17 protein-coding genes are annotated in these 17393 nt (G+C 70.8%); 13 read left to right on the forward strand and 4 right to left on the reverse strand.

Features of this window, described 5'->3' with window-relative positions; genetic code table 11:
• Nucleotides 1-210 precede the first annotated feature (210 nt).
• Nucleotides 211-876, forward strand: coding sequence for a histidine phosphatase family protein (locus ACFQ7F_RS05395; RefSeq protein WP_383266428.1), 666 nt, complete (start codon nucleotides 211-213; stop codon nucleotides 874-876).
• Between the two features lie 11 nt (nucleotides 877-887).
• Here ACFQ7F_RS05395 and ACFQ7F_RS05400 read toward each other — a convergent pair whose 3' ends face one another.
• On the reverse strand, nucleotides 888-1490 hold the full coding sequence (locus ACFQ7F_RS05400; protein ID WP_383266431.1) for a TetR/AcrR family transcriptional regulator: 603 nt from the start codon (nucleotides 1488-1490) through the stop codon (nucleotides 888-890).
• Nucleotides 1491-1652: 162 nt separating this feature from the next.
• Here ACFQ7F_RS05400 and ACFQ7F_RS05405 point away from each other — a divergent pair, with 162 nt between their 5' ends.
• The gene (locus tag ACFQ7F_RS05405) at nucleotides 1653-3206 is read left to right on the forward strand and encodes an MDR family MFS transporter (protein ID WP_383266434.1); all 1554 of its coding nucleotides are present in this window, start codon (nucleotides 1653-1655) and stop codon (nucleotides 3204-3206) included.
• A 118-nt stretch (nucleotides 3207-3324) separates the two neighbouring features.
• A complete protein-coding gene (locus tag ACFQ7F_RS05410) occupies nucleotides 3325-4485 on the forward strand; it encodes an FAD-dependent oxidoreductase (RefSeq protein ID WP_383266438.1) in 1161 nt (386 codons plus the stop codon).
• Here the strand turns inward: ACFQ7F_RS05410 and ACFQ7F_RS05415 are convergent.
• Nucleotides 4479-5735, reverse strand: a complete 1257-nt coding sequence (locus tag ACFQ7F_RS05415) for an MFS transporter (protein ID WP_383266441.1) — start codon at nucleotides 5733-5735, stop codon at nucleotides 4479-4481. The two genes, ACFQ7F_RS05410 and ACFQ7F_RS05415, sit on opposite strands and share 7 nt — an antisense overlap.
• Nucleotides 5736-5846: 111 nt before the next feature.
• On the opposite strand from ACFQ7F_RS05415, the gene ACFQ7F_RS05420 reads away from it, so the two are divergent.
• On the forward strand, nucleotides 5847-6407 hold the full coding sequence (locus tag ACFQ7F_RS05420; protein ID WP_383266443.1) for a TetR/AcrR family transcriptional regulator: 561 nt from the start codon (nucleotides 5847-5849) through the stop codon (nucleotides 6405-6407).
• Nucleotides 6408-6442: 35 nt separating this feature from the next.
• Here ACFQ7F_RS05420 and ACFQ7F_RS05425 read toward each other — a convergent pair whose 3' ends face one another.
• Complete coding sequence (locus ACFQ7F_RS05425; protein WP_383266446.1) at nucleotides 6443-7312, reverse strand: class I SAM-dependent methyltransferase; 870 nt, start codon at nucleotides 7310-7312, stop codon at nucleotides 6443-6445.
• 102 nt (nucleotides 7313-7414) lie between these two features.
• Entirely contained in the window at nucleotides 7415-8005 is a 591-nt protein-coding gene (locus ACFQ7F_RS05430; RefSeq protein ID WP_383266449.1) for a helix-turn-helix domain-containing protein, read from the reverse strand.
• A gap of 96 nt (nucleotides 8006-8101) precedes the next feature.
• Here ACFQ7F_RS05430 and ACFQ7F_RS05435 point away from each other — a divergent pair, with 96 nt between their 5' ends.
• The 9 genes from ACFQ7F_RS05435 to mnhG all read left to right on the forward strand — a co-directional run bounded on the left by ACFQ7F_RS05435 (nucleotide 8102) and on the right by mnhG (nucleotide 17229).
• Nucleotides 8102-9148 carry an NAD(P)/FAD-dependent oxidoreductase gene (locus ACFQ7F_RS05435; protein ID WP_383266452.1) on the forward strand — a complete coding sequence of 349 codons (1047 nt, stop codon included), beginning with the start codon at nucleotides 8102-8104 and terminating at the stop codon, nucleotides 9146-9148.
• A 71-nt stretch (nucleotides 9149-9219) separates the two neighbouring features.
• Complete coding sequence (locus ACFQ7F_RS05440) at nucleotides 9220-10083, forward strand: class I SAM-dependent methyltransferase (protein ID WP_383266455.1); 864 nt, start codon at nucleotides 9220-9222, stop codon at nucleotides 10081-10083.
• Nucleotides 10080-10775: a GNAT family N-acetyltransferase gene (locus ACFQ7F_RS05445; RefSeq protein ID WP_383266458.1), complete on the forward strand. Its 696-nt coding sequence runs from the start codon at nucleotides 10080-10082 to the stop codon at nucleotides 10773-10775. The genes ACFQ7F_RS05440 and ACFQ7F_RS05445 overlap by 4 nt, the downstream gene beginning before the upstream one ends.
• 87 nt (nucleotides 10776-10862) lie before the next feature.
• The gene (locus ACFQ7F_RS05450; RefSeq protein WP_383266461.1) at nucleotides 10863-13757 is read left to right on the forward strand and encodes a Na+/H+ antiporter subunit A; all 2895 of its coding nucleotides are present in this window, start codon (nucleotides 10863-10865) and stop codon (nucleotides 13755-13757) included.
• A complete protein-coding gene (locus ACFQ7F_RS05455; RefSeq protein ID WP_383266464.1) occupies nucleotides 13754-14329 on the forward strand; it encodes a Na(+)/H(+) antiporter subunit C in 576 nt (191 codons plus the stop codon). The genes ACFQ7F_RS05450 and ACFQ7F_RS05455 overlap by 4 nt, the downstream gene beginning before the upstream one ends.
• A complete protein-coding gene (locus ACFQ7F_RS05460) occupies nucleotides 14326-15942 on the forward strand; it encodes a Na+/H+ antiporter subunit D (RefSeq protein ID WP_383266467.1) in 1617 nt (538 codons plus the stop codon). The genes ACFQ7F_RS05455 and ACFQ7F_RS05460 overlap by 4 nt, the downstream gene beginning before the upstream one ends.
• Nucleotides 15939-16556, forward strand: coding sequence for a Na+/H+ antiporter subunit E (locus tag ACFQ7F_RS05465; RefSeq protein ID WP_383266469.1), 618 nt, complete (start codon nucleotides 15939-15941; stop codon nucleotides 16554-16556). Before ACFQ7F_RS05460 ends, ACFQ7F_RS05465 begins: the two co-directional genes overlap by 4 nt.
• Nucleotides 16553-16861, forward strand: a complete 309-nt coding sequence (locus ACFQ7F_RS05470) for a monovalent cation/H+ antiporter complex subunit F (RefSeq protein WP_383266472.1) — start codon at nucleotides 16553-16555, stop codon at nucleotides 16859-16861. The genes ACFQ7F_RS05465 and ACFQ7F_RS05470 overlap by 4 nt, the downstream gene beginning before the upstream one ends.
• Nucleotides 16858-17229, forward strand: coding sequence for a monovalent cation/H(+) antiporter subunit G (gene mnhG / locus ACFQ7F_RS05475; RefSeq protein WP_383266475.1), 372 nt, complete (start codon nucleotides 16858-16860; stop codon nucleotides 17227-17229). The genes ACFQ7F_RS05470 and mnhG overlap by 4 nt, the downstream gene beginning before the upstream one ends.
• The last annotated feature ends 164 nt before the right edge of the window (nucleotides 17230-17393 follow it).

The raw sequence follows: 17393 nt of genomic DNA on the forward strand, positions 1-17393 counted from the left end.
GCGGGGGATCGGTTTAGACCGTGTCGTGGGGCCGCGGGGCGGGGCGCGGCCCCGGGGGTGGTTGCGGGGGGTGGGGCGGGGTGGCTGTGGGCCTCCCGGCCCCGGCCCACCGCTGTGGGAATCGGCTACGGCCGTGGCCGAGCGCAGGGCCGGGGGGCATTGATGGCAGAGTGGAAGGGCTTGTTCCGTCCAGTGGAGGTAGTCCCCGCAATGCGCCTGCTGCTCATACGTCACGGCCAGACCCCGTCCAACCTCAAGCACCTCCTGGACACCGGGGCGCCGGGCCCGGGTCTGACGCCGCTGGGGCAGGACCAGGCGGCCGCGCTGCCGGACGCCCTGGCGGCGGAGAAGATCGATGCGCTGTACGCCTCCACGTTGCAGCGCACCCAGCTGACCGCCGCGCCTCTGGCCGCCGCGACAGGGCTGGAGGTCCAGATACGGGACGGGATCCGGGAGCTGATCGCCGGAGACCTGGAGATGCGCGGCGACGACGAGGCCGCCGCCCTTTACCTCGCCACCGCCTTCGCCTGGTCCGGGGGCGACACCGAGCGCCGGATGCCCGGTGGCGAGACCGGCGTGGAGGCGCTGGGGCGCTTCGATGCCGTCGTCGCCGATGCGGCCGCGACGGGAGTGGAGACGGTGGCCATGGTCAGCCACGGTGCCGCGATCCGGATGTGGGTGGCCGCCCGGGCCGCCAACGTCGACGTGGCGTACTCGGCCGGTCGCCCGCTGGCCAACACGGGCGTGGTCATCCTCGAGGGTTCGCCCGACGAGGGCTGGCAGGCACTGGTGTGGGAGGGCCGCCCGCTGGGCCCGGAAGGAAACTCGCCCGAGGACAGTGGCCCGGCAGGGGAGGCCACCGTTCCGGCGGCCTGAAACCCTCGGCGTCAGGCAAGGGCGCGCCAGCCGTTCTCCAGTAGGTCGAAGGCGCGGGCGACGGCCTCGCGGGGGTCGTCGTGGCCGCGAGCGGCGCGGGGGGCTTCAAGAGCGAAGTGGGCCAGGGCGGTGCAGGCGGGATCGTCCACGGGCAGACCGCTCTCCTCGGCGATGACCCCCGCCAAGGCCGCGGAGTGGCGCAACCACATGTTCTGGACGTAGTCACGCAGGGCCGGCGTGCTGTTGACCAGGTCGAAGAAGGCGGTGAAGCGGGCGTCGCCGTCAGCGGCCGCCATGCGATAGAGCAGGGCGTGCTCGCACAGCGCCGCCGGGATGGACCGGCCTCGGGGCCGCTCGCGTACGGCGGCGAGCAGGCGGGCTTCCTGTGCGGCGTCCTCGTCGAAGACGAGGGCCTCCTTGACCGGAAAGTGCTTGAACAGCGTCGTGGTGGACACGTCCGCGGCGTCCGCGATCTCCCGGATACCGACATCGTCGTATCCACGCTCCAGGAACAGGCGCAAAGCCGCATCCGCGATGGCCTGGCGGGTGGCGGCCTTTTTGCGCTCGCGGCGCCCCATCGGAGCCGGCGCGGCTCCGGTCTCGGTGTCGGTCATACCAGCACCCTACTCCTCGGTTGCTCAACTTCAAAAGTTGAGTCGTTGCACTTATTGAGTTGGTGTGCTCTTCTGGAGCAGCAGTCGGCCGTGAGGCACCGCCCGGCCCCGCTCTCTTCCTGTTCCTTTCCTCTTCTTCATCTCCGAAAGGGGTGATCAGCCATGTCCACGTCTGCCTCTCTCCCCGCCACCGGCCCCGCAGCCGACCCTGTGGCCGTGCCGAAGAACGTGCGCTGGGTGTTGCTCGGCGTCATGCTCGCGATGCTCCTGGCCATGCTCGACAACATGGTCGTGGGCACCGCGATGCCCACGATCGTCGGTGACCTGGGCGGGCTCGAGCACATGTCCTGGGTCGTGACCGCCTACACGCTCGTCACCGCAGTGACCACCCCGATCTGGGGCAAGTTCGGCGACCTCTTCGGCCGCAAGCCCCTCTACCTGGCCTCGATCGCCGTGTTCATCGTCGGCTCCGCGCTGTGCGGCGCCGCACAGTCCATGACCGGCCTCATCGCCTTCCGCGCCCTGCAGGGCATCGGTGCCGGCGGCATCGGCGCGGGCGCCTTCACCTTGATCGCCGCCCTAGTACCACCCCGGGAGCGGGGCAAGTATCAGGGCATGACCGCCTCGGTCATGGCCATCGGCACCATCGGCGGCCCGCTCCTCGGCGGGTTCATCACCGGGCACTGGGACTGGCGTTGGGCCTTCTACATCAACTTGCCGCTCGGCCTGCTCGCCCTGGTGTGGCTGTGGCTGGTGCTGCACGTGCCCGCCCGGCGTATCAAGGCAAAGATCGACTGGGCGGGGATCACCCTGCTGACGGTCTCCATCGGCGCCATCGTCCTTGCCGCCACCTGGGCGGGCACCACCTACACATGGGGCTCCTGGCAGATACTCGCCCTCGGGGCCGTCGCCGTGATCGGGCTCGCCCTGTTCGTCCGCACGGAGAAGCGGGCCGACGAGCCCATGTTGCCCCCGTCGGTGTTCACAAGTCACCGCAACTATCCGCTCGCGGTGGCCATGATCCTGGCCGCGGGCGTGGTCATGTTCGGCACGGGGCTCTACCTGCCGCTGTTCCAGCAGACCGTCCAGGGCGCGTCGGCCACCAACTCCGGGCTGCTGATGCTGCCCATGATGATCCCGGTGGTGATCGTGTCCACCCTCGCGGGGAAGGTCATGTCCGCCACCGGCAAGTACAAGATCTTCCCCGTTCTCGGTACGGCGTTCCTGACCGCGGGCCTGGCACTCCTTGCCACCATGGACACCGACACCTCACGGCTGCTGACCGCGCTCTACATGGTCCTGGTCGGCATCGGTCTGGGCTTCACCCTGCAGATGGCGAGCACCGTCGCGCAGAACAGCGTCGCCATGCGTGACATGGGCGCGGCGATGAGCTCGGTGAACCTCTTCCGCACCCTGGGCGGCTCGCTCGGCATCGCGGTCTTCGGCTCGCTGTTCACCAGCGCCGTCCAGTCCCACCTGCCAGGCGTCGGCACTCCGACCGACTCAACTGCCTTGTCCAAGCTGCCCGCCGGTGCCAAGGACGCCTACCTGACCGCGGTCACCGACGGCACCCACCAGATCTTCCTCATCGCGGCGGTCCTGTGTGCTCTCGCCTTCGTCGCCGCGCTCCGCGTCATCGAGGTCCCGCTGAAGAAGGCCGGCCCGCCGCCCGCCACCGAACAGCCCCACAGCGCCCCCGCCGCCACGGCCGGCTGACCCCTGCCACTGCGCACACCTCGCCGAACGACACGACACGGCACCACACCACAGCGCGGCGCTGCTGTGCCGCACGAACGGTGCGGCACGAACGGTGCCGCCCGAACGGAGGACCACCATGAACACCACTCCCGCACCCCGCATCGCGATCATCGGGGCCGGTCCCGGCGGTCTGACCTGTGCCCGCATCCTGCAGGAGCACGGCGTCACCGCCACCGTCCACGACGCCGACGCCTCCCGCACCGCTCGCGACCAGGGCGGCACCCTCGACATGCATCCCGAATCCGGTCAACACGCCCTGCGCGCAGCCGGACTGCTGGACGAATTCCTGGCTGCGGCCCGCCCTGAGGGGCAGCAGATGCGGCTGGTCGGCCGGGACGGCCGGATACTGTTCGACGCGGTCCCGCCAGAGGCCGACACCACCGAGGGCAACCCCGAGATCGACCGCGGCCAACTGCGCGACCTCCTCCTCGACTCCCTCAAGCCCGGCACCGTGCGCTGGGGTCACAAGCTCACCCGCGTCGAGCCCCTGGGCGACGGCACCCACCGCCTCCATTTCGCCGACGACGACACGTTCGCCGATGCCGACCTCGTCATCGGGGCCGACGGCGCTTGGTCGCAGGTCCGCCGCCTGCTGTCCGGCGCGACGCCGGTCTACACCGGCGTCACCTTCGTCGAGACCGGCCTCAGCGATGCCGACCGCCGCCACCCCCACCTCGCCGAACTCACCGGCGCGGGCACCATGATGGCCCTCGACAACAACCTGGGCTTCGTCGCCCAGCGCAACAGCGGCGGACACATCCGTATCTACGTCGGCATGCGCACCGACGAGAACTGGCACCGCCAGGCAGGTCTCGACCTCACCGACACCGACACCGCCGCCGTACGCGAAGCGCTCCTCAAGGAGTTCACAGGCTGGAGCCCCGCCCTGCTCGGCTTCATCACCGGCACGGACACCGGCTTCACGAACCGCCCCCTGTACGCCCTTCCTGTCCCGCACACCTGGCCCCACACGCCCGGCGTCACCCTCCTCGGAGACGCCGCCCATCTGATGTCCCCCTTCTCAGGAATGGGCGCCAACCTCGCCATGCTCGACGGCGCGGATCTCGCTCAGGCCATCATCGACAGCCCCAGCATCGATCAGGCCGTCACCGCGTACGAGAAGGCCCTCATGCCGCGCTCCATCGAAGCCGCCGAAGGAGCGGCGGAGGGCATCGACGGCGCCTTCGCCCCCGACAGCGCCGAGCAGACCCTCGCCCACATGACGCAGCGTCACTGAAGCCCACGGTCGGCCGAGGTGGAGGCGTCGGGGCTGCTGGTCGGCGTGTCCTTGGGAGAGCCGCCGTGTGCCACGGCGGGGGCGCGGGTGCCGGCGGCGGGAGCGATGCCGATGGCCGCGGCGACGAACACCAGGACCACCACCATCGCGGACCGCAGCCCGTAGTGGTCGCCCAGGAATCCGAGGGCCGGCGGGCCCACCAGGAAGGCGACATAGCCGATCGTCGCCACCAGGCTCACGCGCGCGGTCTGATCCGGACCCGAGTCGCCTGCCGCGGACAGAGCGACGGGGAATCCCAGTGACGCCCCAAGTCCCCAGAACAGTACGGCTGCTGCGGCGACCACGGCGCTGTCGGAGAAGATGACCAGCACGAGCCCGATGGCACCGGAGACGGCACTGGCGCGGACGACGGCTGCCCTTCCGAAGCGGTTGAGGAAGAACGTGCCGCTGAAACGGCCCACGGTCATCGCGGCCGCGAACCCCACGAAGACGAGCGAGCCGAGTGCGGCGTCCAGACCGTGGCCGTCCACCATGAGGAGGGGGAGCCAGTCGTTGGCGGCGCCCTCGGCCAGGGCCATGGCCAGGACGATGCCGCCGATCAGCAGAAGCTTGCGGTCCTTCCACACCGCGGGTCCGGTGTGCTGGGCCGTGCCCGCGGCGCGGAGTGTGTCACTGGTCCCGATACCGGCCGGGACGGCACGCAGGGCGTAGACCAAGATCCCCGCAGAGACCGCGGCGACGGCAACCAGGTGCCACATGACGGGGAAGCCGACGGCGGTGGCGACCATGCCGGCAAGGCCGCCGATGACGGTGCCGAGGCTGAAGCAGCCGTGCAGGGTGGGCAGGACGGTCGTGCCGGTGAGGCGTTCCACGTCGGCGCCGTCCACGTTCACGGCCACCTCGCCGGCCCCCATTCCCGCCCCGAACAGGCACAGGCCGGCGGCGACCATCGGCGCGGACGGTACGGAACTGCCGCCTCCGATCACGGCCATGCTTGCGATGATCAGGAGGGTGCCGAGCGCGATCACGGGGCGGGTGCCGAACTTCGAGACCAAGCGGCCGGAACACAGGATGCCGCCCATGGAGCCGACGGACAGGCCGAACAGGACAAGGCCCATCTGTCCGGTGGACACATCCAGTTGATCGCGGACGTCAGGGGTGCGCGTGACCCAGGAGGACATGGAGATGCCCGGCAGGAAGAAGAAGAGATACAGAGCCTGACGGCGTCGGCGCACGGCGCGGTCTATCAAGGGGAAGCTCCACGGAATCCGGAAGAATGCTCGGGTCGGCGACAGGACCGACATCGGGGTATGTACAAATGTACACACTCGGATACGGGAAGAAGAAGGCAGACGACAGAGATGACAGGCAGCACCCGCGGCCCCAACGACCCCCGGCGGCGTGAACGCATCCTCGATGCGGCGCTCGACGTCATCGCCGAGCACGGCGCCATCAAAGTGACCTTCCGTAAGATCGCTACGGCGGCCGGGGTGCCGCTCGGCTCGCTCACCTACTACTTCGACGACATGCAGCACCTGCTCACCGAGGCGTTCACCCGCCTCGCCGAGTCCGTGTCCATGCGCTACGGGGCGCTGCTGACCGCGGCGCGCACACCCGAAGAGGCGCAGGAAGCCGTCGTCGAGATCATCTGCGGCAAGGTCTGGGGCACCGACCGCAACCTGCTGCTCAGCTACGAGCTGTACGCGTTCGCCGCCCGCCACCCGGAACTGCTCGAGGTGGTGCGCTCCTGGATGCGGGCCAGCCGTCAGTCCCTGGCCCGGCACTTCGACCCCCTGACGGCGCGAGCGCTCGACGCGCTGGTGGAGGGCTTCTCCATCCACAACTCCGTCGACCCTCAGCCCACCGACCGAGCGGGCGTGGCAGCCGTCGTCCGCGCCGTCGCGGTCGGCAGCGCCCACTAGGCGGTACGGGCCGGTGACGCGTCGACATGCTCGGGTCAGACGCGCCGCGCGGCCCACACGGTGCGTTCGGTGCGCACCGCGACATCGGTGCGGCGCAAGAGGCTGAAGGGGCTGTCGGCGTCGAGCAGTTGATCCAGGGCGCCGAGGTCCTCAGGGGTGAGGGCGTGGGCGGCGCTGCCGCGCAGGCGCCGCAGGCTGCTGACTGCGTACCGGCCGACCGCCTCGCTGCGTGAGCCGTCGACGTTCACGGTGATCGTGCGCTCGCCCTCGACGGTGAACTCGGCGGCCGCAAGCTTGGGCCCCCAGTCCGCACCGCGGTGCGGCACGTGCTCGGCGGCGTCGTGCGCGAGGGCGGCGTGGCAGCGTTCCTCCAGGCCGGGCCGCTCCTGTGGAGCGTCGGCGGGCAGGAAGCGAGGGAAGTCGGCCAGCTCGACGACGGCGAACAGGCCGCCGGGCGCGAGCAGATCGTGGACCTTGCCCAGGGTGCGGTCGGGGTCCGCCATGTGGTGCATCGACGCCGAAGCCCACACCAGCTCAGGCCGGCCGAGATCGGGCCAGGCCGCGTCGAGATCGGCCTGCACCGTGCGCACCCGCTCGGCCACCCCGAGCGCCTCGGCCTTTGCCCGCAGGCGCTGGAGATGGCCGGCCGACGTGTCGACGGCGGTCACCTCCGCGTCGGGGAAGCGCGTCAGCAGCGCGAAGGTGCCGGCCCCCGTCCCGCACCCCAGATCCACGATGTGGCGCGGTTCCTTCTCCAGGGGCAGCCATGCGGTGATGGACGCGATGTGCTCGCCGAGCACTTCCGCGTCCAGATCGAGGATCTCCGCCTGCCCGTCGGCGTCCGGCTCGTGCGAGGAACAGTGGTGGGCGCCGTCGTGGGCCGTGTGCGAGGAAGGATGGGTCATGACAGCGACGCTAAATCGGTCGTGCCGTAGTGGCCCCATGGATCCCGGAGTGCGCAAGAAGATGGTCGGCGGTGGTGCCGTACGCGCAACTGACCGGTGCGTTCATGAGCCGGACCGGCCGCTCTCGCTCTTGTCCTCGCGTTGGTGGCCGCGGCGCGCGTCGCGGTCGAAGATGCCCAGGATCTCGCACGGTCCGCCCTCGGCGCCGATGGCGTGGGGGAGCATCGTGGGGAACTCCGCGGCCTGGTTGGTCTCGACGCGCAGGCGCCGGTTGCCGAGGAGCAGGACCGCGGTGCCGGACAGGACGACGAGCCATTCGCGGCCCGGATGGGCACGCATGCGTGAGGGGCTGTCGGGCGGCGGGTCCGTCATGCGCTGGCGTACGACGCTCATGCCGGGCTCAGCCTTGATCGGCCAGCGCATGAGCCCATGGGCCGCGTCGATCGCCGGGCTCGTGATGACGTCGTCGGTGGCGGTCTCCACGAGCTGGTCGAGGGAGGTGTCCAGGGCCCGGGCGAGCGTGACGAGCTGATCCAGGGCAAGGCGGCGCTGCCCGTTCTCGATGCGGCTGAGCGTGGACTGGCTGACCTTGGCACGGGCGGCCAGTTCTTCCAGGGACCAGCCCTGCGCCACCCTCAGGGCCCGGATTCGTTTGCGTACCAGGCTGTCCATCTCGCCATTGTCTTGCGTCATGGGCAATATCATATGCCCTAACAGCAAAACGTGCCTATCGTCGTGACCGTAGCCCCCGAACACGGGGTGCTCGCATAAAGAAAAGGGGTGCGACCCATGTCTGTGACCACTGCCGCGTATGCGACCGACGAGCTGCCGGGCGAGACCGTCGATGCCGTGGTGATCGGCGGCGGCGCCGCGGGCTTGAACGGCGCGCTGATGCTCGCCCGCTCCCGCCGTTCGGTCGTAGTGATCGACAGCGGCACCCCGCGCAACGCACCCGCCGACGGCATCCACGGCCTGCTCGGCCTGGAGGGCACCCCGCCCGCCGAACTGCTGCGCAGGGGGCGCGAAGAAGTACGCCGCTACGGCGGCAAGGTCGTGACCGGGGAAGTGACCTCCGCTGCCCCCACCGCCCCCTCGGCCGATGAGGGCGAGCCGCGCTTCACGGTCACCCTCGTCGACGGCAGCACTCTGTCGGCACGCCGCCTGCTCGTCGCCACCGGACTGCGCGACGTCCTGCCCGACGTCCACGGGCTTGCCGAGCACTGGGGGCACGGCCTGGTGCACTGCCCGTACTGCCACGGCTGGGAGGTGCGCGACGAGACCATCGGAATCCTCGCCGTAGGCCCGGCCTCCGTCCACCACGCGCTGCTGTTCCGCCAGTTGACCGACGACCTCGTCTACTTCACCCGCGGCTCCGAACTCGACGAGGACACCCGTGCGCGCTTCGCCGCCCGCAACATCCGGGTGGTCGACACCCCGGTCACCGAGGTCGTGGCCGCAGAGGACGGCGACATCGCGGGCGTACGCCTGAGTGACGGACAGCTGGTGCCCCGGCGCGTCCTCGCCGTCGCCACCACCATGCAGGCCCGCACCGAGGGCCTGGACGAACTGAAGCTGCCGATGCAGGACCTGCCCGGCGGCATGGGCCGCCACTTCGCCACCGGCACGGCCGGTGCCACCGACGTACCGGGCGTGTGGGTGGCCGGCAACGCCACCGACCTGAGCGCCCAGGTCGGTGCCTCCGCCGCGGCAGGTGCCCTGGCCGGTGCCCGCATCAATGCCGACCTGGTCGCCGCCGACACCGAGGCGGCCCTCGCCGCCGCACAGCGCGGCGGACGGTCCGAGACCGGGAACGGGGCGACAGGAAATCCCAACTGAAGGAGTGATCTATACGCTCGGAGGAGTGACGCTCCTTGCTGGGGCGCCGCCGGTGTTGTGACCATCGCCGGATGGACGGACAGAAGCGGCAGGCCCAGCTGGACGGCGTCGCCGAGACGACGCTATGGACGTTGCACCACCGCGCTCTGGCCGCGAAGGACCCTGGCTCGGCACTGCTCGACCCGAAGGCGATCGAGGTCATCGACTCCGTCGACTACCCCTTTGAGCAGCGGTTCGGCACCGGCAACTGGGGCCTGGCACAAGGGATGGCGGTACGGGCGCGCTGTTACGACCGAGAGGTGCGCCGCTTCCTCAGCGACCACCCGGACGGCATGGTCGTCTCGCTCGGGGAGGGCCTGGAGACGCAGTTCTGGCGGGTGGACAACGGCAGGGTGCGCTGGCTCGCGGTCGACCTGCCCGAAGTCGCGGCGCTGCGGCAGCGGTTGCTGCCGGACGCGCCACGCCACCGGACGCTGCCCTGCTCGGCCACCGATTCACGGTGGATGGACGAGGTCGACGACTCGCGAGGGTTGCTGATCCTCGCCCAGGGGATGCTGATGTATCTCCCACGGGATGTGGTGCACCGGCTCATCGAAGGGTGCGCCGCCCGCTTCCCCGGAGCGGACCTGGTCTTCGATACCCCGCCGGCCTGGATGGCCGCCCGCACCGTACGGGGCCGGTGGAGTTACCCCGCCGGATACCGTCCGCCGCCGATGCTCTGGGGGATGACACCGACCGAGCGGCGGAAGCTGCGCACGGTGCACCCCAACGTCGCGGCCGTGCGGGCAGTTCGCGAACCGCGGGGCCGAGGGTTCCTCTGCGGGTGGGTCCTGCCGCTGGCCAACTTCCTTCCTGCGATCCGCACGCGCAAGCCGCTCTGGGTCACGCGCGTGTCGTTCGGCCTGACGGAACATCACCAAGGAGTCAAAAGATGACGGATCGCCTGGAAGCCGAGCGGGAGCAGGCCCACCTGTGGGCTCCGCGAGAGCCGCGCCGGGCGCGGGTCGATGAGTGGCCACCGCGAGTGTCGGAAGTGTCGGAGCAGCGTTCGGTACTCATCGAAGGCACCACGCTGCGACTGCGGGAGTTCGTGCCAAGCGATGTCGAAGGCGTACTCGACATCTTCGGCGACCCCCGCACGACCCGCGAGTTCGGCATGCCGCCCTTCCGGCGCCCCGACGCCGCGGCGCTTGTCGAGCAGGCGAGGGCCGGTGCCCGCCGGACCCCGCGTTCGCACTACCGCCTCGGCGTCAGCGAGATTGCCACGGGTGAGTTGATCGGCTCGGCGAAGTTGATCGTCGAGGACCAGTCGGGCGAGGGCGGGATGGTCCGTGTCGGCTACCGCAGCGCCGAGGTGGGTCTGGCTCTGCGCGCCGACCGGGTGAGCGTGGGCCACAGCGTCGAGATCGGCTTCCTGCTTGGCATTCTGGGCTTCGACCGGCTCGGGCTGCACCGGGTCTGGTCGGGATTCATGCCGTCCAACGTCGCCGCACAGCGGGCCATCGAGAAGGCCGGCATGGTCCGTGAGGGGCGATTGCGGCACTACGGCCATGTCGACGGCGTGTGGCACGACATCGTCCAGTACTCCATTCTCGAGGACGACTGGAAGGCACTGCGCGGCCGCTGAGGATTCGCGAGCCGCGCGACAGGGACGAGGGACGACTTCCCGGCGCGCCCACCCTATATGTCGCTTACTTGCCGATATGCATGACCCATGACCGTTTTGGTCCTGGCCCACTTCGTCGTCGCGCTCTGCGCGGCACCGCTCGTCCGCCGCGCCGGCCCACGCGCCTTCGTCGTCCTCGCGCTGCCGCCCGCGGCCGCGCTCGCCTGGGCGCTCTGCCAGTGGGGCACGGTGACGGGCGGGGGAGCGCGCAGCGAGGCGTGGTCGTGGATCGAGGCGTACGACGTCGATGTGGCGTTCCGGCTCGACGCGCTGTCCCTGGTGATGGTGCTGCTCGCCGCCGGGATCGGGGCGCTCGTGCTGCTGTACTGCGCGAGCTACTTCGATCCGGGGACGCGGCAGTTGGGCGCCTTCGGCGGGAACCTCCTCGCCTTCGCCGGAGCGATGCTGGGGCTCGTCCTCGCCGACGACCTGATGATCCTGTATCTGTTCTGGGAACTGACGACCGTCCTGTCCTTCCTCCTGATCGGGTACGACAGCGAGAAGCGGGCGAGCCGCCGTTCCGCGCTGCAGGCGCTGACGGTGACCACGGTGGGCGGACTCGCCATGTTCGTGGGATTCCTGATGCTGGGTCACGCGGCGGGCACGTACCGGATCTCCCGGATCCTGGAGTCGCCGCCCCCGGCCGATACGACGCTCTCGGTCGCCCTTGTACTGATCCTGGCCGGAGCGCTCGCCAAGTCGGCGGTGTGGCCGCTGAGCATGTGGCTGCCGAACGCGATGGCCGCTCCCACCCCCGTCAGTGCCTATCTGCACGCGGCGGCGATGGTGAAGGCGGGCGTGTACCTGGTGGCGCGGCTCGCTCCCGCGTTCGCGGACGTCACGCCGTGGCGGCCGGTGCTGCTTGTCCTGGGCACGGCGACGATGCTGCTCGGCGGCTGGCGTGCGCTGCGGCTCAACGACCTCAAACTCCTGCTCGCCTACGGGACCGTCAGTCAACTCGGCTTCCTGATCGTGCTCGCGGGGGCAGGCTCGTACAACACCGCGCTCGCGGCCGGTGCGATGATCCTCGGGCACGCGCTGTTCAAGGCGCCGCTGTTCCTGGTCACCGGGATCGTCGATCACGCGGCGGGAACGCGCGATCTGCGACGCCTGTCCGGTGTGGGACGGGCGCTGCCATGGGTGGCCGTGGTCGCCGTCGTCGCGGGCGCGTCGATGATCGCGATGGTGCCGCTGCTCGGATTCGTGGCGAAGGAGGCCGCGTTCGAGGCGCTGCTGCACGGCAGCGTCGCCGAGCGGTGGGTGCTCGCCCTGATCGTGGTCGGCTCCGCGCTCACCACCGCGTACACGCTGCGATTCCTGTGGGGTGCGTTCGCCCGTAAGCCGGGGCTCGCGGACACTGCCGTACACCGCGTCGGCCCCGCCTTCCTCGCGCCGCCCGCGTTGCTCGCCGCGGGATCGCTGCTCCTCGGCCCCGGGATCGGGTGGGTGGCGCCTCTCTTCGAGGCGTACGCGGCGCAGTACCCCCTCCCGGCGCACCCCTATCACCTCGCGCTGTGGCACGGGTTCGGGCCCGCGCTCGGTCTGTCCGCGCTCGCCTGGGCGGGTGGCGCGGCGCTGTTCGCGGGGCGGGGCGGAATGGCGAGGCTGGGGCGGCGGCTCGCGTGGCCGAAGGCGGACGAGGGGTTCGGGCGGATCGTGCTCGGTCTTGAGCGGACCGCGCTGCAGGTGACGGGTGCGGTGCAGAAGGGGTCGCTGCCCGCGTACGTGGCCACGATCCTGGGCGTCGTGCTCGCCGGGCTCATCGCCGTCCTCGTCACGGACCGCCCCTGGCACGGCGCCCCCGCGCCCCGGGTCTGGGACACCCCGTGGCAGGCCGCGGTCGCCGCGCTGACCAGCGCGTGCGCCCTGATGTGCCTGGTCGTACAACGCCGTATGAAGGCGGCCGTGCTCGCGGGCCTGACCGGGTACGGTACGGCGCTCCTCTACGTCGTCCAGGGCGCACCCGATCTGGCGCTCACGCAGTTCGGCGTGGAGACCGTCTCGACCGTGGTCCTGATCCTCGTCCTGCGAAGGCTGCCCGTGCACTTCGGAGAGTCGCTGCCGTCGTGGCGCCGCGTGGCCGGCCTGCTGCTCGCGCTCGGCAGCAGCGTCGTGGTCGCCTGCGCGGTATGGATCGCGGCGGCCGCGCGGACGGCGCATCCGGCCGGGGCCGCCATGACGGAGGAGACGGCGCACCATGGCCTCAAGGACGTGGTGGCGACAATTCTCGTGGATTTCCGCGCCTGGGACACCATGGGCGAGTCGGCCGTCCTCGCGGTCGCCGTCCTGGGCGTGACGAGCCTGCTGTACGTACACCGCAGGCAGGGCCCGGCGGCCGGCCCGCCGCCCGCGCTGCCCGGCGGGGTGACGGCCTGGTCCCTGGCGACCCCCGCCATCCAGGTGCCGCCCGAGTACCGGCAGGCCGCGCCGGAGCGCAGCTGGCTGATGGCGGGTGACACGCTCGCGCCCGAACACCGATCCGTCGTCTTCGAGGTGATCGCCCGTCTCGTCTTCCACCCGATCCTGGTGCTCTCGGTGTACCTGCTGCTGTGCGCGGAGAACCTGCCGGGCGGCGGATTCGTCGGCGGACTCGTCGCGGGCGTGGCCCTGATGATCCGCTACCTCGCGGGTGGGCGCCACGAGTTGGCGGCCGCGGCCCCGGCCCACCCCGGCTTCTTCACCGGGCTCGGTCTTGCCCTGTCGACGGGCGTCGCGCTCCTTGGTCTCGCCGACGGGACGGTGCTGCACGCCTGGACGTGGCACGGGCATCTGCCGCTGATCGGGGACTGGCACATGGGCACCGCCGTCCTCTTCGACCTGGGGGTGTATCTGCTGGTCCTCGGTGCGGTCCTCGACGTCGTACGCGCACTCGGATCGAAGATCGACCAGCAGACGGAAGCCAGAGCCGGGCTCGCGCTCGCCGCCGGAGAGGGGGAGCGGTGACCGTCAGTCTGACCTTGCTGGTCTGCGCCGTCGTCCTGACCTCCGTCGGCGCGGTACTCATCCACACCCGCAGCCTGACCCGGGTGCTCATCGGCGTCATCGTGTGCGGGAACGGCGTCAACCTCCTTGTCCTCGCCACCACCGGGCGGGCCGGAGCTCCGCCGCTCCTCTACCCGGGCGTCGCGTACGCGCGGGTCACCGATCCGCTGCCCCAGGCCATCGCGCTGACCGCCGTCGTCATCACCCTCGCCACCACGGCGTTCCTGCTCGCGATGGTGTATCGCAGCAGCCAGTTGACCGGCTCCGACTTCGTGCCGGACGACGTGGAGGACCGGCGCGTCGTCCTGCGGGCGCAGATCCGCGAGGAGCGTGCCGAGCTGCGCGAGCTGCACCGCGACGAGGGGCCGCGCGCCTGGCGCGACGAACGCCGTGAGCAGCGTCACCGGCTGCGCGACGACCGCGCCTTCCAGGCCCGCGCCCGGGACGCCACGGGCGACCTGTGGGACGACATCCTCGGCGCGGACCCGCCCCGGCCGCCCGGCCCCGAAAGGCAGGAGAAAGACCCCCGGTGAACGCCCTCGTCCCGCTGCCCGTCGTGCTGCCGCTGACCGCGTGCGGCCTGAGCATGTTCATCGGGCCCCGGCTGCGCCTGCTGCACCGCCTCATCGGCATCGGCGTGCTCGCCGCCGTCCTCGCCGTCGACATCATCCTGCTCGTCGAGGCCGACCGCAGCGGCCCGCTCGTCGTGCATCTCGGCGACTTCGCCCCGCCGCTCGGGGTGACCCTGGTCGTCGACCGGCTCGCCGCGCTGATGCTGACCGTGTCCGGTGCCGTCACCCTCATCGTCCTGATCTACGCCCTTGGCCAGGACATGGTCGACCGCGAGGAGCGCGCTCCGATCGCCGTCTTCCACCCTGCCTACCTGGTCCTTGTCTCAGGGGTCTCGCTCACGTTCCTCGCGGGCGACCTCGTGAACCTCTACGTCGGCTTCGAGATCATGCTGATGGCCAGCTTCGTGCTGCTCACGGTGGGCGGCACCGAGCCGCGCCTGCGGGCCGGTTCGACGTACGTCGTCGTCTCCCTCGTCTCGTCCCTGGTGTTCCTCGCGGGCATCGCGGTCGCCTACGCGGCCTGCGGCACCCTCAACTTCGCGCAGCTCGCCGTCCGCCTGTCCGAACTTCCGCCGGGGGTACGGGGGTTGATCGAGGCGCTACTCCTGACCGTGTTCGGCGTCAAGGCCGCCGTCTTCCCGGTGGCCGCCTGGCTGCCCGACTCCTATCCGACCGCGCCCGCCCCGGTGACGGCCGTTTTCGCCGGGCTGCTCACCAAGGTCGGCGTGTACTCGATACTGCGCGCCGAGACCCTGCTGTTCCCCGGCAACCGGCTCTCGCTCCTGTTCATGGCGGTCGCGTTCGCGTCCCTGCTGATCGGCATCCTCGGCGCGGTCGCCCAGACCGACCTCAAACGGCTGCTTTCCTTCACGCTCGTCAGCCACATCGGCTTCATGCTGTACGGAATCGCGCTCGGCAGCCGGGACGGCATCGGCGGCGCCATCGTCTACACGGCGCACCACATCACCGTACAGACGACGCTGTTTCTGGCTGCCGGACTGCTCGAAAGGCGCTACGGCACAACGGAGTTGACGCGCTTGGGAGGTGCGGCACGCACCGCGCCCCTGCTGGCGGCGCTGTGGTTCGTGCCCGCCATGAACCTCGCCGGGATCCCGCCGCTGTCCGGCTTCATCGGAAAGCTGGGGCTGATGCGGGCGGGTGCGGCGGACGGCGGCAGTGACGCGTACGTTCTGCTCGGCGCCTGCGCCGTCGCCAGTCTCCTGACGCTGTACGTGATGGTGAAGGTGTGGAACCTGGCGTTCTGGCGGGCCGCACCCTCCCAACTCCCACAGGAGGGAACCGTGTTGGAGGATGTCGACGACAGCGATGACAGCGACGACAGTGCCGCTTCGGAGAGAGCCGGGAGCACCGGCGCGGTGGCCGTCGCCCCCGCGGCCGCCTGTGTCCGCACCACGGCTCGGGTGCCGCGCGTGATGGTCGGTGCGACCATCGCCGCGGTGCTGCTCAGCCTCTCCTACACCGTGCTCGCCGCCCCCCTGACGGGCCTTGCCGACCGCTCGGCCGCTGAAATCCTCGCTCGGACCCCGTACATCACGGCGGTGCTCGGCCCGTGAGCTCCCCTGAATCCAAGAGCCGCCCGCGCCGCCTGGACCTGTCGCTGATCGCCTGGCTCACGGTGATCTGGATGCTGCTGTGGTCGGGGCCGACCTGGGGCAATCTGATCAGCGGCGTCCTCGTATCCGTCGTGCTGTGCCTCGTCTTCCCGCTGCCCGCCGTCGAACTCGCCCTGCGCCTGCGTCCGCTCGGCATCCTGCGGCTCGCCGGCTACCTGGCGTACGACATGGTGGCCTCCAGCGCCACGGTGACCCGCCAGGCCCTGGGCGGCCGCAGGCGTCCCGCCGCGGTGATCGCCGTCCAACTGCGGTGCCGCACCGACCTGATGATCGCGGCGACCGCTGTCGCCGTCTCCTGTGTCCCGGGCGGTGCCCTGGTCGAGGTGAACGGCGCCACCGCCACCTTGTACCTGCACATGTCCGACGCCGACGACCGCGACGCGGTGCGCCGTACCCGCCGCGACGCGTGGCGCCTGGAGTCACTGGTCGTACGGGCCTTCGGCACCCGCGCCGAGATCGCGCGCGTCGCCGTGGACCCGGGGCCCGTACCACCCGTGCCTCCCGCACCTCCCGCACCTCCCGCGCCTTCCGCACGAAAGGACCCCCGGCCGTGACCTCTGTGGACGACATCCTGCTCGACGCCGCCCTGGCGGTGATCCTGCTCGCGGGCGCACTCCTGTTGATCCGTATCTGGCGCGGCCCGTCCATGCTCGACCGGGCGGTGGGCTTCGATGTCGCGGCAGCGCTGATCGTGGCCGGGATCGGGGTGCAGGCGGCCTCCACCCGTACCCGCTACTACCTGTCGATCATGCTGGTGATCGCCTTCCTCGGGTTCACCAGTTCCGTGGGCATCGCCCGCTTCATCGCCGTACGCGACCGCCCCACCCTGCCGTCCGCCCAGCCCAAGGAGGGCCCGTGAGCAACTGGAACCACGTGGCCGATGTCGCAGGGGCGGCCCTGCTGCTCATCGGCGCCCTGGTCTGCCTGACCGGCGTCATCGGCCTGCTGCGCCTGCCCGACGTCCTCGCCCGGAGCAGCGCTGCCACCAACCCGCAGACGCTCGGCATCCTCCTGCTCACCGCAGGCGTCGCGCTGCGGCTGCGCTCGTGGGTCGACCTGGGGACGCTCGCCCTCGTCGTGTTCTTCCAGCTCCTCACCAGCCCGGTCGCCGCGCACCTGGTGGCGCGCGTCGCCTACCGCACGGGGCAGACCGGCGACTGCGCCCTGCTCTTCGACGAGCTCGCCGGGTCACAGTCGGTCGCGGCGAACCGGGACGACGGGTCGTAGAATTTCAGTGATCATGCTCAGCGGGTTCGGCGAAGCCGCGGCATCACGCTGACGCTGACGAACGAGACGAACTCCCGGGCCAGGGTGGTCCTGTTGGGCGGAGCGCCGCCGACCGTTTCGGTCGGGTCGACGGCTACGACGGAGAGCGCATCCCCGCGCCCCGC

Source organism: Streptomyces sp. NPDC056486, from assembly GCF_042795295.1.
Lineage (GTDB): Bacteria > Actinomycetota > Actinomycetes > Streptomycetales > Streptomycetaceae > Streptomyces.

Coding starts and splice junctions, on each gene's coding strand:
- ACFQ7F_RS05435 (WP_383266452.1), top strand. CDS start 8,102: ATGTCTGTGACCACTGCCGCGTATGCGACCGACGAGCTGCCGGGCGAG.
- ACFQ7F_RS05420 (WP_383266443.1), top strand. CDS start 5,847: ATGACAGGCAGCACCCGCGGCCCCAACGACCCCCGGCGGCGTGAACGC.
- ACFQ7F_RS05440 (WP_383266455.1), top strand. CDS start 9,220: ATGGACGGACAGAAGCGGCAGGCCCAGCTGGACGGCGTCGCCGAGACG.
- ACFQ7F_RS05450 (WP_383266461.1), top strand. CDS start 10,863: ATGACCGTTTTGGTCCTGGCCCACTTCGTCGTCGCGCTCTGCGCGGCA.
- ACFQ7F_RS05410 (WP_383266438.1), top strand. CDS start 3,325: ATGAACACCACTCCCGCACCCCGCATCGCGATCATCGGGGCCGGTCCC.
- ACFQ7F_RS05430 (WP_383266449.1), bottom strand. CDS start 8,005: ATGACGCAAGACAATGGCGAGATGGACAGCCTGGTACGCAAACGAATC.
- ACFQ7F_RS05400 (WP_383266431.1), bottom strand. CDS start 1,490: ATGACCGACACCGAGACCGGAGCCGCGCCGGCTCCGATGGGGCGCCGC.
- ACFQ7F_RS05395 (WP_383266428.1), top strand. CDS start 211: ATGCGCCTGCTGCTCATACGTCACGGCCAGACCCCGTCCAACCTCAAG.
- ACFQ7F_RS05405 (WP_383266434.1), top strand. CDS start 1,653: ATGTCCACGTCTGCCTCTCTCCCCGCCACCGGCCCCGCAGCCGACCCT.
- ACFQ7F_RS05425 (WP_383266446.1), bottom strand. CDS start 7,312: ATGACCCATCCTTCCTCGCACACGGCCCACGACGGCGCCCACCACTGT.
- ACFQ7F_RS05445 (WP_383266458.1), top strand. CDS start 10,080: ATGACGGATCGCCTGGAAGCCGAGCGGGAGCAGGCCCACCTGTGGGCT.